This window comes from Acinetobacter sp. SW-226 (assembly GCF_055632855.1).
The window spans coordinates 3660014-3674818 of the sequence record NZ_CM145752.1 but is presented as its reverse complement, the minus strand read 5'-3'; the positions used below and the strand labels follow the sequence as shown (position 1 = coordinate 3674818).

The 14805-nt window shown below is 42.1% G+C and carries 11 protein-coding genes and 1 pseudogene; 4 read left to right on the top strand and 8 right to left on the bottom strand.

Features of this window, described 5'->3' with window-relative positions; all coding sequences use genetic code 11:
• The first annotated feature begins 7 nt into the window (after positions 1-7).
• From ACZ8ZH_RS17400 to ACZ8ZH_RS17390, 3 genes are all read left to right on the top strand, one after another.
• Entirely contained in the window at positions 8-1261 is a 1254-nt protein-coding gene (locus ACZ8ZH_RS17400) for a UDP binding domain-containing protein (protein WP_042891516.1), read from the top strand.
• The gene (pgi, locus tag ACZ8ZH_RS17395) at positions 1261-2922 is read left to right on the top strand and encodes a glucose-6-phosphate isomerase (protein ID WP_042891518.1); all 1662 of its coding nucleotides are present in this window, start codon (positions 1261-1263) and stop codon (positions 2920-2922) included. Before ACZ8ZH_RS17400 ends, pgi begins: the two co-directional genes overlap by 1 nt.
• A 268-nt stretch (positions 2923-3190) precedes the next feature.
• The gene (locus tag ACZ8ZH_RS17390; RefSeq protein ID WP_171264503.1) at positions 3191-4657 is read left to right on the top strand and encodes a capsule assembly Wzi family protein; all 1467 of its coding nucleotides are present in this window, start codon (positions 3191-3193) and stop codon (positions 4655-4657) included.
• Positions 4658-4752: 95 nt separating this feature from the next.
• Here the strand turns inward: ACZ8ZH_RS17390 and ACZ8ZH_RS17385 are convergent, their stop codons facing one another.
• The 8 genes and pseudogenes from ACZ8ZH_RS17385 to ribBA form a co-directional block, all read right to left on the bottom strand.
• Positions 4753-6120, bottom strand: coding sequence for a phosphohexomutase domain-containing protein (locus tag ACZ8ZH_RS17385; RefSeq protein ID WP_086210694.1), 1368 nt, complete (start codon positions 6118-6120; stop codon positions 4753-4755).
• 53 nt (positions 6121-6173) lie between these two features.
• On the bottom strand, positions 6174-8012 hold the full coding sequence (gene glmS, locus ACZ8ZH_RS17380) for a glutamine--fructose-6-phosphate transaminase (isomerizing) (RefSeq protein WP_086210693.1): 1839 nt from the start codon (positions 8010-8012) through the stop codon (positions 6174-6176).
• A gap of 12 nt (positions 8013-8024) precedes the next feature.
• Positions 8025-9389, bottom strand: coding sequence for a bifunctional UDP-N-acetylglucosamine diphosphorylase/glucosamine-1-phosphate N-acetyltransferase GlmU (glmU, locus tag ACZ8ZH_RS17375; RefSeq protein WP_119064472.1), 1365 nt, complete (start codon positions 9387-9389; stop codon positions 8025-8027).
• A 20-nt stretch (positions 9390-9409) separates the two neighbouring features.
• A complete protein-coding gene (locus ACZ8ZH_RS17370) occupies positions 9410-9931 on the bottom strand; it encodes a phosphatidylglycerophosphatase A family protein (protein WP_119064470.1) in 522 nt (173 codons plus the stop codon).
• Positions 9909-10825, bottom strand: a pseudogene (thiL, locus tag ACZ8ZH_RS17365) (thiamine-phosphate kinase). Before thiL ends, ACZ8ZH_RS17370 begins: the two are co-directional and overlap by 23 nt.
• 12 nt (positions 10826-10837) lie before the next feature.
• Positions 10838-11293, bottom strand: a complete 456-nt coding sequence (gene nusB / locus ACZ8ZH_RS17360) for a transcription antitermination factor NusB (RefSeq protein WP_058952409.1) — start codon at positions 11291-11293, stop codon at positions 10838-10840.
• A 4-nt stretch (positions 11294-11297) separates the two neighbouring features.
• A complete protein-coding gene (ribH, locus tag ACZ8ZH_RS17355; protein ID WP_004684294.1) occupies positions 11298-11768 on the bottom strand; it encodes a 6,7-dimethyl-8-ribityllumazine synthase in 471 nt (156 codons plus the stop codon).
• Positions 11769-11786: 18 nt separating this feature from the next.
• On the bottom strand, positions 11787-12902 hold the full coding sequence (gene ribBA / locus ACZ8ZH_RS17350) for a bifunctional 3,4-dihydroxy-2-butanone-4-phosphate synthase/GTP cyclohydrolase II (protein ID WP_058868641.1): 1116 nt from the start codon (positions 12900-12902) through the stop codon (positions 11787-11789).
• A gap of 508 nt (positions 12903-13410) precedes the next feature.
• Here ribBA and ACZ8ZH_RS17345 point away from each other — a divergent pair.
• Positions 13411-14805 carry a methylenetetrahydrofolate reductase C-terminal domain-containing protein gene (locus ACZ8ZH_RS17345; RefSeq protein ID WP_119064466.1) on the top strand — a complete coding sequence of 465 codons (1395 nt, stop codon included), beginning with the start codon at positions 13411-13413 and terminating at the stop codon, positions 14803-14805.

The window sequence follows — 14805 nt, the reverse complement described above, 5'->3', positions numbered from 1 at the left end:
ATGAGCCATGAAAATCGCAATGTTTGGTACAACGCTGTATGCGGGTGTTATCTCATCATTACTTGCAGAGAGTGGACATCAGGTCTTTATTTGTAATGATTTACAAGACCATACAGCGCTATTCAATCTTAGAGATCAAGATGTTGTTCGTGCTTTAGAAAAACAACATCAAAGTGGTTTTCTAAGTTATTGTAATTTTGCGGCTCTTCCCTTGGATATTGATGCGTATTTTTTTAGTTTCAATCCAACTCAAGAGGCTGAGGCACTTGATGTTGTACAGAAATTAAAAATGCGCACGATTATTCATCCTAAATTGATGATTAATGCCTCTACTTTTGGTCTTAATGGTACTGAAAAATTAAAAGCCGTATTAACAAAAGATCATTGGGTTTATTTCCCGGATATTATTCAGGAAGGTCAAGCTTTTAAAAGTGTGACGAGTGCCTCTAAAGTGATTATTGGCTGTGCTGACCAACAAGCACAGGGTGACTTAGAGGAAATGTTGCGACCTTTATTCCCACGCCAGCAACAATATTTATTTATGCCTGTTTTAGATGCTGAATTTACCAAACTCAGTATTTCAGGCATGTTGGCGACTCGTATCAGTTATATGAATGATTTGGCAGATGTTGCTGAAAAGTTGGGTATTGATATTGCCCATGTTCGAGATGGAATGGCAGCAGACAGTCGGATAGGTGAATCGTATTTATATTCAGGTGCAGGTTTTGGTGGTGAAAACTTTTCACATGATATTTTGACTCTATCAAATACTATTAGTAATACTGGAACAAAAAGTCAGCTATTGGGACAGGTTTGGGATATCAATGAGCAACAAAAAGAGTTTCTTTTTCGCAAGTTGTGGAATTATTTTCATGGAAATTTAGCTGGAAAAACGATTGCGATTTGGGGGGCTGCATTTAAGCAACATACCTCAAGTACCAGTTTCTCACCTATTCATCCGATGCTTGCCGCACTGTGGGCGCAAGGTGTGACTGTTCGTTTGCATGATCCACAAGCCTTAGAAGAAATACACACAATTTATGGTGAACGTGATAATTTAATTTTATGTGAAGATCAGTATGACGCGGTGAATCAAGCACATGGTTTATGTGTTCTGACTGCATGGAAGCAATATTGGTCACTTGATTATACGCAATTAAAACTTAAGTTAGCTCATCCTTTAATTTTGGATGGACGTAATATTTATCAACCTGATTATGTTAAAAGTCAGGGTTTTGCATATATGGGAGTAGGAAGATAATGATAAATTTAACTATTTTTCCTAAAAAAACATTACCAACAACACTTGAGCATTTACAAGATTTAAGTTTGACCGTAGGTCAAAAGCATTTAAACGAGTTTTTTGCCGAAGATAATCAAAGATTTAAGCATTTTTCTGTTCAGTATGACGAAATTACTTTTGATTACAGCAAACATCGTGTTGATGAGTCTGTAATAAGCGCATTGATTGACTTTGCACAAGTTCGTGATCTTTCTACGTGGACGAAACGTTTATTTTCAGAAGAAGAAATTAACTATACAGAACAGCGTGCAGCTATGCATTGGGCGCTTCGTTTACCGAAGCATGATGAACAGCATCCTAAATTAGCAGGCAAAGTACATGAGCAATTAGAGCGAATGTATGCATTGGTTGAGAAAATTCATGCGGGTCAGTACCGTGGTGCAACAGGTGAAGTTATACAAGATGTGGTCAATATTGGTGTGGGTGGGTCTGATTTAGGCCCATTGATGGTGAGTCATGCTTTGTCTGATTTTAAAGTTAATACGATTAAGCCTCTGAAGGTGCATTTCGTGTCAACGATGGATGGCACTCAACTTTCAGATCTGTTGCATCAGTTACGTCCAGAAACGACATTGTTTATTATTTCATCCAAGTCCTTTGGAACGATTGATACATTATACAATGCGCAAACAGCACGCCAATGGCTCGAAAAGCAATTGGGGCAATCTGAAGCAGTAAATCAGCATCATTTTATTGGGGTATCGACTAAGCCTGAGAAAATGACAGAATGGGGTATAGCAAGTCATAATCAGTTTTTACTCTGGGACTGGGTGGGTGGCCGTTACTCTTTATGGTCTTGTATTGGTTTGCCGATTGCATTAAATATTGGTGTGCAAGGGTTTAAGCGATTACTTGCAGGGGCCTATGCAATTGATGAGCATTTTCAAAACGCACCTTTACAGCAAAATATTCCTGTTCTTATGGGTATTTTAGGGATCTGGAATCATAACTTTTTGGGAATTCAGACGCAGGCTATTTTACCTTATGATGGTCGTTTAAAGTATTTTTCTGCATATCTACAACAGCTTGAAATGGAATCGAATGGTAAATCTATTCAGCGTAACGGAAAGAAAGTTGAGCTAAACACTTGCCCAATTGTCTGGGGGGAAGTTGGTCCGAATGCACAGCATGCTTTTTATCAGCTGTTACACCAAGGTGCGCATAAAGTGAGTTGTGAGTTTATAGCACCCGTTAATCGTTATGCAGCGAACCAATTTACCTATGTTAAAAATGCCAATGCATTAATTGATCAGCATCATTTAGCACTGTCGAATTGTTTGGCTCAGTCTCGACTATTGGCCTTTGGTAATCAAGCATTAGACGCTGAAGAGGTTTTAGGTTTAGAAAATTATCAAAAATATGATGGTAATCAACCAAGTACAACAATTTTACTTAAAGAACTGAGCCCTTATACACTGGGAATGCTTGTGGCATTGTATGAGCATAAAGTGTTTGTGCAATCTGTACTTTGGAATATCAATGCTTTTGACCAATGGGGTGTTGAGAAAGGAAAACAAATTGCAAATCAAGTACTTCCGATTTTAACAGGTACAGAAAAAGATTACTCTGAATTCGATAGTTCAACGCGAGGGCTGTTGGATATTTTACTAGGTAAATAGGATTCAGACTGCCTAAAATTTGTTTCTTTCCTCAAGTTATTCGTTTTATTTTTAGACAAAAATTTAATGATTAAAAGAATATTATGAGTGATTTTTTTATTTTTATCATGGCTTTAGTTGATCGAAGTTAGATGTGTTGAATAAAAAATCTCATGAGTCTTTAAAATATGATTGAATCATGTATTGATTATGCAAACAATCATGTATTTATTCCCTTATTTTAAAAAACATCGCTATGATGTTTTTTAAAAATGAACTTAGATGAAGAATATTTATGAGATATCAAAGTATTAGATTTTTGTCACTTGCGGTTTTATCTGCACTTGCTTTGCCAGCAGTTGCACAAGGAATTGTGTTAAATAATGAAGACTTACGAACTGATTTAAATTGGTTAAATCAACAAGGTGTGATTCAAATTAGCACGTCTACATGGCCTTTAAGTGGTGATGAAATACAACGTGCTTTATCTAATGCAAAGATTGATAATCAAGTTCAGCAACAAGTCTTGGACTCCGTGCAAGCTGCTTTAAGTGCGGAAAATACAACGGCCAAAGCCAGTTTATATGCTGAATCTGATCCCCAAAATGTACCGCAACATTTTGCAGATGAACAAAAATCACAATACCAAGCGGCTGTTGAGTTCAATGCTGGTGGGGCGCAATGGGATGCAAGACTGCGTATTAATGCTGAAAAAGACCCTATTATTGATAATGGGCATGATGTGAATGTTGAAGGGTCATATTTAGCTGGAAAGTTGTGGAATCAATGGTTGATTGCAGGGCAGATTCCGACCTATTGGGGGCCTGGACATGATGGTAGTCTAATTCGAGGGGATGCAAGTCGTCCAGTATACGGTTTTACAATGCAACGCGCTGAGCAAAAGGCATTTGAAACGAAATGGCTGTCTTGGATTGGCCCTTGGCAGTATCAAGTTTTTGCTGGCCGATTAGATGATTATGAGGCCGTGCCAAATACAAATCTCTTGGGAATGCGTTTAACAGCCCAACCTTTACCTTATCTTGAATTGGGTGCATCACGTACATTCCAAATAGATGGTCAAGGTCAACCTGATAGTTTCAAAGCCTATTGGAATGCTTTTATTGGTAAAGATAACGAATGTGATGATAGTGGGTGTACTGGAGAGGGGAATGCCTCAAACCAAATTGCAGGCCTAGATGCGCGTTTAAATCTACAACAATGGTTTAAAGTTCCATTGAGTTTGTATGGGCAGTTTGTCGGTGAAGATGAATCAGGTTTACTGCCATCTCGGAAAATGTATTTGGCAGGACTCGATTATTCCTCACAAGTGAAGAATATGCCGTTCCAGCTTTATACTGAATGGGCAGATACACGTACCAATGGTGATGTTTGGGGTTATTCATATAATCATCATAATTATACGGATGGTTACTACCAACATGGATTCCCTTTAGGTCACGCTATGGGCGGTGATGGTCAGATGTATAGTTTAGGTGGGGATATTCGTTTCGATAAAATGAATCGTTTAAATGGTCGCATCTTGTTGGCAAAAGTGAATCAGTCAGGACTTGAAATCAATCATGCTTTTCCACAAAAAGATGAAATCAAAGCTCTGGATTTAACGTGGACACATTATCTTCGTCCGAATACGCCGTTGAAATTAAGTGGTTGGGTCAGTGACTCTGACGTGTATGGTGGAGATAGCGGCGTGTCTTTAGGGGTTGAAATTCCTTTGGATCGCTCTTTATTTTACTAAGTTAAAAAGACTTTCTTAAAAAACGTATCTATACATGAACCATTCAAACGATGTTAAATCGTTTGAATGGTTTTTTATTTGAGGCTAAATATTGCTTAAGCTTGGATAAGTTGGGTCAACTGATCGACATAGACTTGTATTGGTTCAGGGTTTTTACTTGCATCACTTTCAATGTTTAAGCGTAATAGTGGTTCAGTATTTGAAGCCCGTACATTTAGGCGCCAAATACCAAAATCTAAACTCACGCCATCAGTTTGATCAATTACTGGATTTTGGTCAGCAAAATGATCAAAGATCTTTTGAATGGTGATTTGTGTATCGGCAACTTTGAAGTTAATTTCACCTGAGCACGGGAATTTTGCAATCATATCCTCAACCAATGAAGATAAAGATTGACCTGTTTCAGATAGTACAGAAACAGCCAATAACCACGGAATCATTCCACTATCACAGTAAGCAAAATCACGGAAGTAATGGTGGGCACTCATTTCACCACCATATACAGCATTGTGCTCACGCATTACATCTTTAATGAATGCATGGCCTGATTTAGATTGGACGGCGATCCCTTGATGTTTCTCAACAATATCTAATGTATTCCAGGTTAAACGAGGGTCATGCACAATCTTTTCACCTGCTTGTTTGAGTAGAAAGGCTTGTGCTAAGAGGCCAACAATATAATAACCTTCAATGAATTGGCCTTTTTCATCAAACAAGAAACAACGGTCAAAGTCCCCATCCCAAGCAATCCCCATATCTGCACCATGCTTAAGTACTGCTTGGCTGGTACTATCACGGTTTTCGATTAAAATAGGGTTAGGGATTCCATTTGGGAAATTGCCATCAGCTTCATGGTGGATCTTGATGAACTCGACTGGGATATTTAATGCTTTAAATTTTTCTTCTATCGCATCAATCACATGCCCTGCTGCACCATTACCTGCATTGGTGACAAGTTTCATTGGGCGAATCTTAGTCGGGTCAATGTAGGTCATGAGGTGATCTACAAATTCAGGTAGGATATTGTATTTTTCTACAAGCCCCTTTTGAGTAGCGTCGATAAAGTTGCCTGATTCAGCAAGCGCTTGAATCTCTTTTAAACCTGTATCCGCACTAATTGGTCGTGAGTTCTCGCGAACCAGTTTCATCCCATTGTAATCCATAGGGTTATGGCTGGCCGTTACTTCAATACCACCTTGGACATCTAAATGGAATGCGCCAAAGTAAACTTCTTCTGTACCTGTCATACCCAGATCAAGAACATTTACGCCTGCATCATTTAAACCCTGAATGGTTGCTTGTTTAAGGCTTTCACTGGTTAGACGAACATCGGCACCAATCACAACTGTTTTTGGTTGATAAATTTGCCCATAAGCACGACCAATTTTATATGCAATATCTTCATTGAGTTCTGTGCCAAGCTTTCCACGGATGTCGTAGGCTTTGAAGCAGGTTAAAGTCATTTTATTACCCTATTTAAAAATGAAAGGGCTGGAAGTCAGCCCTTTAAACGTTATTATTCAACAGTTACGGATTTAGCTAAGTTTCGAGGCTGATCGACATCGGTTCCTCGAAGTACGGCAACATGATAGGACAAGAGCTGTACGGGAACGCTATAAACAATTGGAGCTAATACAGGGCTGATGCTTGGCACATAGACCACATGTTGGCGGTCTTTGGCTTGGATGCCACTGTTTTCATCGGCAAAGACAAAGAGTTCCCCGCCCCGCGCTTGGACTTCTTCCATATTGGATTTGAGTTTATCGAGCATGTCATCTTGCGGTGCGAGAATGACCACTGGCATCTCATTATCAACTAAAGCGAGTGGACCGTGTTTAAGTTCGCCTGCTGCATAGCCTTCTGCATGAATATAAGAAATTTCTTTTAGTTTCAATGCACCTTCGAGTGCAATAGGGAAGTGAGTCCCACGACCAAGGAACAAGCAATGCTGTTTCTCTACAAATAGTTCAGAGAGGCGGAGAATTTCAGCGTCGTTCCGTAAAGTATCTAAAATGACTTTAGGTAAGTGCCAAAGTCCAGCGGTGATCTCAGCCACCTGTTGTGTAGAGATACGATTTTTAATCGTACCTATTTTGAGTACCAATAACATAAGCGCTGCAAGCTGCGTGGTAAATGCTTTGGTGGATGCAACACCAATTTCAGGACCTGCCAGAGTTAATAAGCTATGGTTGGTTTCACGTACCATGGAAGATGTTGCGACATTGCAAATGGTCATCGTAATGATGTCTAAGCCTTTTGCTGTAGCACGCTTTTGAGTATCGCGCAGGGCAGCTAAAGTATCTGCTGTTTCGCCGGACTGAGAAATACAGACATATAGGGTATTATTGACAATCACTGGTGTGCGATAGCGAAATTCACTCGCGATTTCCACTTGGCAAGGCAGATCAATGAGCTGTTCAAACCAATATTTTGCAATCATACCCGCATGGTAACTGGTACCACAGGCAATGATTTGGATTTGCTGAATTTGAGATAAATCTGCAACAGCATTCGCAAGGAAATCTTCACGTAGGGCATTGCCATTTAAGGCTTGTGAAATGGTTTGTTGAATCGCTTCAGGTTGCTCATAAATTTCTTTGAGCATGTAGTGTTTATATTCGCCTTTTGATGCATTGCTGACGGTCGCATCTAACTCTTTTACTGGGCGATGAACCAATTGACCATCAACAAAGATTTCAATGCTATTACGAGTGAGACGCGCAATATCACCTTCTTCGAGATAAATAAATCGGTTGGTAATCGGAAGCAGCGCCAATTGGTCTGAGCTGATAAAGTTTTCACCAATACCTACGCCAATGACCAAAGGTGAACCTTCACGCACGGTAATCAGTTCATCTGGATAATCAGTATGTACGATACCGAGAGCATAAGCTCCTTTAAGCTGTGGCACGACTTGTTTGACTGCTTCAAGTAAACTTGGCGTTGACTTCAATGCATCATGAATCAGGTGGGCAACCACTTCGGTATCGGTCTGAGAGGTAAATACATACCCCCGTGCTTCAAGATCATCTTTTAGTTCTTGATAGTTTTCAATAATGCCATTGTGTACGATAGCAACGTTGCCTGAAATATGCGGATGTGCATTGTTTTCAGTTGGTTTGCCATGGGTTGCCCAGCGAGTATGTGCAATCCCTAATGAACCGATAATCTGTGATTCTTCAACCGCACCACCCAGATTGGCTACTTTACCGACACGACGTTCACGTAGAACATGGCCTTGGTTAATGAGAGCTAAGCCCGCAGAGTCGTAACCACGATATTCTAGACGCTTTAAGCCTTCGATGAGGATATTACTAATATTACGTTCTGCAACGCCACCGACGATACCACACATAACAAATTCCTCTTATTTCTTGATCTTTTGCGGACGTTGGTAGTTTTCTTTCGTAAACTGCTTAGAACGTTCTACCGCTAAACTATTTTCTTCGACATCGCGGGTGATGGTTGAGCCAGCCCCGACAGTTGCGCCGTTACCAATGGTGACTGGGGCAACCAAAGCACTATTTGAACCAATAAAGGCATGATCGCCAATGATGGTTTTAAATTTGTTTGCACCATCATAGTTGCAGGTAATGGTTCCTGCGCCAATATTAGAGCCACTGCCCACTTCAGCATCACCCAAATAAGTAAAGTGGTTGGCTTTAGACCCGACACCGACTGTTGAGTTTTTGACTTCTACAAAGTTGCCAATATGCACTTCAGCCGCGAGTTTGGCACCTGGGCGTAAACGGGCAAAAGGTCCAATCTGCACATCTTCACCGACAATAGCTTGATCAAAAATACTATAAGGCTGAACTTTGGTGCCTGCCGCGATTTTGGTATTTTTAATGATGCAGCCTGCGCCAATTTCTACATGGTCACCGAATTCACATTCGCCTTCAATGATGACATTGATATCAATGCGCACATCTTGTCCAACGACTAAGTTACCACGAAGATCAAAGCGACTAGGATCAATTAAATGCACACCTTGTTGCATGAGTTTTTTGGCTAGATTTGCTTGGAACTGGCGTTCTAAAGCTGCCAGCTGAATACGGTCATTGACCCCTTCAACTTCGAAGGCTTGTTCAGGCTCAACTGAGGCAACGGTCGAACCATCAGCCAATGCCATTGCCACAATATCTGTCAGGTAATATTCGCCTTGCGCATTGTTATTGCTGAGTTTGGGTAACCATTCGTGTAATTTGGCATTGCTCACACAGTAAATGCCAGTATTAAACTCTTTGATTTGGCGCTGTTGCTCTGTTGCATCTTTATGTTCAACAATCGCCTGAATCTGACCATTCTCACGGACGATACGACCATAGCCTGTTGCATCATCCACAGTGAGTGTGACTAAGCCGATACCAGTTTGGCCCGATGCATCTAATAGTTTTTGTAGCGTATTCTGGCTAATGCAAGGCACATCACCAGAGAGAATGAGGGAAATACCATCTTGAGGTAAAACGGGCAGGGTCATTTGTACCGCATGCCCAGTACCGAGTTGTTCTGCTTGTTCAACCCATTTAATGTCTTGATCTGCAAAAGCTGATTGAACCCGATCGCCACCGTGACCATAGATCGTAATGATGTTTTCAGCGTGGATTTTTTTTGCTGTTTCAATCACATGACCGAGTAAAGGACGCCCTGCAAGTGGTTGTAGCACTTTGGGTAACGTCGAACGCATACGCGTTCCTTTACCTGCAGCAAGAATAATAACAGTCGTTGACATGTTCTAATCCTAAAAATGGCCTAGGCCACGGTGAAATAAAAATAAAGCCCAATACAAAGTGCTGCCCAAAGACCAGCAATAATGTCATCAAGCATGATGCCGAAACCACCATCGACTTTTTGGTCAATGACACGAATTGGCCATGGTTTCCATACGTCAAATAAGCGGAATAAGGCAAAACCAAGCAACAGCCAGAGCCAATTCATTTGCCCTAAATACAGTACAGGCAAGAAAGTGATGGATTGGCCTGCAAATTCATCCCATACGATACGTCCATCATCATGTACCCCCATGACTTTGGCGGTATGGTCGCAAATATAAATGCCGATCAGAGACATGAAGATGATGGCAATAATGGTGTTGGATAAGCCAATTGCAAGCCAGATTGGGACGAACAGCAGTGCAAAGGCTGAACCAAATGTTCCTGGTGCTTTGGGTGCTAGTCCTGAGCCAAAACCTACACCGCAAAACACGATGAAACGGTCGTACCCAGACATCTGACGAAAGAGGATAGGAGGCTTATGCAAAGTGTTGATATCCAGTAAATTGCAATGAATGGTCTAAGCCATTTTGTTGAAAACGTAGACCGCTTTGAGCGTCAACTTTTCCAATCACGTTGATCTTAGTATGGTTTTGTTGTTGCAAAAGTTTTTCATAATTCTGCGGACTTATTGTAAAGCATAATTCATAGTCATCGCCACCCGCCAAAGCATATTGCCATTGTTGTTCTCGTGTTAAATCTTGTAGAGCGATGTTGATGGGCAATTGATCAAGTTGTAGGGTCGCACCGACATTTGAGGCCTTTAAGATATGACCTAAGTCTTGTGCTAAGCCATCGGACACGTCAATCATACTATGTGCCAAGCCTTTGAGTACTTGGCCCAGTTCACAGCGTGGGGTGGGGTAGTCCAAACGTTGTTGTAGAGGGTGGCCCAAGTGTTGCAGTGCGAAGGCGGCATCACCAACCGTACCACTAACACAAATTAAATCACCCACTTGAGCGGCGGAGCGGGTGACGGCTTGGCCGATATCGACCCAGCCCAGAGCAGTCACTGAAATGGTGAGATGTGGGCTTTGGGTGGTGTCTCCACCAATTAAACTCACGCCAAATTGATCGCAACAATCATATAAACCCTGACTAAAGCCTTTAAGCCAGTCATGATCAATTTGGGGTAAGCTCAAGGCCAGTAAAATACTCTGAGGTTTCGCGCCCATTGCGGCGATATCAGATAAATTGACCGCGACAGATTTCCAGCCAATCGCATGAGGACGGGTATCAAGCGGGAAGTGACGTCCAGCAACGAGAGTATCGGCACAGATGACCAATTGTTGCTGTGGAGGGGGGTGAGCAAGGCCGAGTCGTCACCGACGCCTAAATCGACAGAATAAGGACTCTTACGATTAAAATAGCTATCAATGATCGAAAACTCAGCCATACAACAAATCTACTACTGTGAGTTCGCTTGTTGCTTTTCTGCTGCACGTAAAGTTGTTGCTAAACGATCTAATACACCATTGATGTATTTATGGCTGTCTGCACCGCCAAAGTGTTTAGCAAGCTCGATTGCTTCGTCTAAAACCACACGATATGGAATTTCAAGATGTTCCTTGAGTTCATATGCGCCTAAACGAAGGGTCGCAAGTTCAACGCCGTCAAGCGCAGAAACGTCGCGATCAAGCACAGGGATTAAGAGCGCATCCAATGCTTCATGATTGGCAACCACTTGGGTTAACAATTCATGATAATAGCTCAGATCCACTTTGTGCATGGCATTTTCCACACGCGTACGTGCTTCAATCTCATGGACTGGATTGTGGCTCATTTGCCATTCGTAAATTCCTTGTACAGCAAAGCGACGTGCTTTACGTTTTGCTGCATAAGTTGCTTGCAATGTTTGCGACATAGCGTTAAATAGCCTTTAACAAGTTAACCATTTCAATTGCAGTAAGAGCAGCTTCGCCGCCTTTATTACCTGCTTTTGTACCCGAGCGTTCAATCGCTTGTTCGATACTATCCGTAGTCAATACACCATTAATCACTGGAAGACCAGATTCTAGGCCAACCACGCCTAAACCTTTGGCACATTCACCTGCAACAAAGTCGAAGTGAGGTGTGCTACCACGAATCACAGCACCCAGTGCAATGATGGCATCAAAGCGTTCAGACGCCACTAATTTCTTAGCTACGACAGGAAGTTCCCACGCGCCTGGTGCATGAACAACAGTGATATTATCCTCTGATACACCATGACGTTTCAATGTATCAATTGCACCTTCTAATAGATGTTCGACAACAAAACTATTAAAACGACCCACTAAAATCGCATAACGGCCTTCGCTAGCGAGATGTAACATACCTTCAATACGGCGAATTGCCATAGCAACCTCGATGATTTTTTAAGTTGTTTGATGTGCGGTGATATATTCCACCACTTCTAAATTAAACCCAGAAAGTGCATTAAAGCGTAAAGGTGAGCTCAAAAGCTTCATCTTTTCTACGCCTAAATCACGTAAAATTTGTGCGCCAACCCCAATGGTTTGGTACTGCTGAGATAAAGCAGCATTGGATTTGGTTGGTTTTGGTGCGGTAAGGCTGTCTAAGGCTGGGCCTAGGTCTTGTAAGTGACGTTGACCAATCCAAACCAAAACACCCCGATCGCTACTTGCGATTTCTTGCAGCGCTTTGTCGAGATTCCATGCTGGCTCGCCGTCCTTTTTATTGAACTTAAGCAAGTCACGAACAGGGTTGAAACCATGAACACGAACGGTGGTTACCCCTTCTTTCGGTTCACCTTTCACCAAAGCCAAGTGAATATCTGGATTGCCTAATTCGCGGTAACGATATAAGTCAAAAGTCCCATATTCGGTATCAATGCTTTGCTGATCAATCCGTTCAACCGTTTGTTCATTGGTCATACGGTAGTGAATCAGATCCGCGATGGTGCCAATTTTTAAACCATGCTTTTCAGCAAAAATTTCAAGATCGGCACGACGCGCCATTGTGCCATCTTCATTGATGATTTCACAGATGACGGATGCAGGCTCTAAACCCGCTAGGCGAGATAAATCACAACCTGCTTCGGTATGCCCAGCACGGTGCAGTACACCGCCAGGCTGCGCCATCAATGGGAAAATATGACCCGGTTGAACGATGTCTGATGGTTTGGCATGTGCCGCTACAGCCGTTTGAATGGTATGCGCACGTTCCGCAGGTGAAATCCCTGTAGAAATACCTTCTGCCGCTTCAATTGAAAGCGTGAAGTTGGTGCCATGTTGTGCGCCATTGGCATCGACCATTAATGGAAGATTCAATTGTTTACAGCGATCACGGCTGAGCGTTAAGCACACCAAACCACGGGCATGGGTGATCATAAAGTTGATGTCTTCTGCGCGAACATGGGTCGCTGCAATAACTAAATCACCTTCATTTTCACGATCTTCGTCATCCATCAGGATGACCATCTTACCTGCACGGATATCTGCAACTAGCTCTTCAACAGTATTGAGCGGCATCAACCTTCACCTTCATTGTTGTCGTCATGGACGACGTATCATTTGTTTTCATTGGCACATAGTTTAAGCTTTTTTCAGGCTTTTGCCTATGCGCGAATCATTTCCCTGAGTTGTCCATTGTTATACACAGTCAATCTCAGCTTGAAAAGAGACCTTTATTTTAAAAAGCCGAAAAGTGCTTAGTCTTTAAACAATTGAAAAGCATAAAAAAGAACAATCTTATCGAAAATAAGTCAATCGGCGTAGTAAATAAGGGGGCTAGACAAATGTTGTGTTGGTACTGGTGTGTCGTTGAGCGCTCAAGTCATTCTTTTTTGCATTTGAGCATCAGGTTTAATTCGAGATGGACACGGCAATTGCGTAATCCGATCAGGGGGCACTCATCGGGTAGAGGGTGAGTTAACGAAATATTAAATGTGCCGTAGTGAATAATCAGACGATTCGTCATCTCTTTTTGATTTGTACTATAATTCTTCTTTTTTTAATCCTCTGGATTATTTCTCCTGTGATGTCCTTACTTGCTCAATATTTTGCACAGCAACAATTTTGCGTATTGGTTGAATACTTAAGCGTGCAGCAAGCCCAATCGCCTGTCAAAACTCAATTTGCAGGTTTTCCTGCGGCTATGACGCTGGCCGATCGGGTACATGCGGATGACGATGAAGCGCCTTTAATGGTCGCCAAGCAGTATCCACAAGCGATTGAAAAAGTCATTCACTTTTCGGGGAAAGCGCGCGATATACGGGACTTTGAGCAGTTTTTGCAGGATGCAAAAATACAGGGTCAAAAGAACCTGTTGCTCTTAACGGGTGATAAATTAAAACAGCACCACTACAGCCATGACTTAGAGCCACGGACACGTTATTTGGAGTCTGTGAATGCTGTCATGGAAGCCAAACGCCAAGGCGGTTTTCATATTGGTGTGGCGTTTAATCCGTTTAAATATGCGGAAGCGGAAAAAGAGGCACAATATCTGAAACTGCATAAAAAGATGAAAGCAGGGGCGGATTATGTGATTACCCAATTGGGCTATGACATGGCTGCTTTACAGGATGCGCATGCATTTTTAGCGCAACATCAGTATGCGCAGAAAATTTTAGCCTGCGTTATGCCACTGACCTTGGCGCGGGCTAAGTTTATGCTGAATCATAAAGTAGCCGGCATTGTGATCACCCCGCATATATTGAAGGTGTTGCAGCAGGAAAAAGAACAGGGTTTAAGTGATCGCGTTTATGTGCGCTGCGCATTACAGATTCTCATGTGTCGACATTTGGGCTTTGCGGGAGTGCATTTATCGGCTTGCCATCAGCCTGAAGAACAAATGTTGTTGGAACGCTATATTGAAGAATATCGGCACTTGAGTTTTGCTGAGTGTGAACGACTTTGGAATACGCTTTGGCAGGTGCAAACAGGTACAGAGTTTCATCCGAAGCTGACTTATTATTCACGGCCTGCGACCTCTAGTCAGATCATTAAATACCAACATCTGCATCTGATGCACGATGCTTTATTTGAATCTAAACTGGCTAAAGGAGTAGGGCGGTTTATTTTTAATTTTAATGTTTGGGATCGAACGAAAGCCAACAATGCATTACTGAAAACGGAACATTTGAGTAAGCATGCGGTGGTGGGCTGTGAGAGTTGTGGTCAATGCCGTTTAGGCGAGACCCTGTACATTTGCCCAGAAACTTGCCCTAAAGGATTGGCTAATGGTCCTTGTGGTGGAACCAGCTTAGACCGCTGTGAATTTGGTGACCGTGAATGCATTCATTCCGTCAAAGCACGCTTAGCCAAAGCGGTTGGACAAACAGCGATTTTAAAAGAAAAGCTGATTCCGACCGTGTCGATTGCGGTACGTGGAACCAGCTCTTGGAAAAATTGGTATGTGGAGTCTGCGAACTAA

Coding starts and splice junctions, on each gene's coding strand:
- nusB (WP_058952409.1), bottom strand. CDS start 11,293: ATGTCGCAAACATTGCAAGCAACTTATGCAGCAAAACGTAAAGCACGT.
- glmS (WP_086210693.1), bottom strand. CDS start 8,012: ATGTGTGGTATCGTCGGTGGCGTTGCAGAACGTAATATTAGTAATATC.
- glmU (WP_119064472.1), bottom strand. CDS start 9,389: ATGTCAACGACTGTTATTATTCTTGCTGCAGGTAAAGGAACGCGTATG.
- ribBA (WP_058868641.1), bottom strand. CDS start 12,902: ATGCCGCTCAATACTGTTGAAGAGCTAGTTGCAGATATCCGTGCAGGT.
- ACZ8ZH_RS17400 (WP_042891516.1), top strand. CDS start 8: ATGAAAATCGCAATGTTTGGTACAACGCTGTATGCGGGTGTTATCTCA.
- ACZ8ZH_RS17345 (WP_119064466.1), top strand. CDS start 13,411: ATGTCCTTACTTGCTCAATATTTTGCACAGCAACAATTTTGCGTATTG.
- ribH (WP_004684294.1), bottom strand. CDS start 11,768: ATGGCAATTCGCCGTATTGAAGGTATGTTACATCTCGCTAGCGAAGGC.
- ACZ8ZH_RS17385 (WP_086210694.1), bottom strand. CDS start 6,120: ATGACTTTAACCTGCTTCAAAGCCTACGACATCCGTGGAAAGCTTGGC.
- pgi (WP_042891518.1), top strand. CDS start 1,261: ATGATAAATTTAACTATTTTTCCTAAAAAAACATTACCAACAACACTT.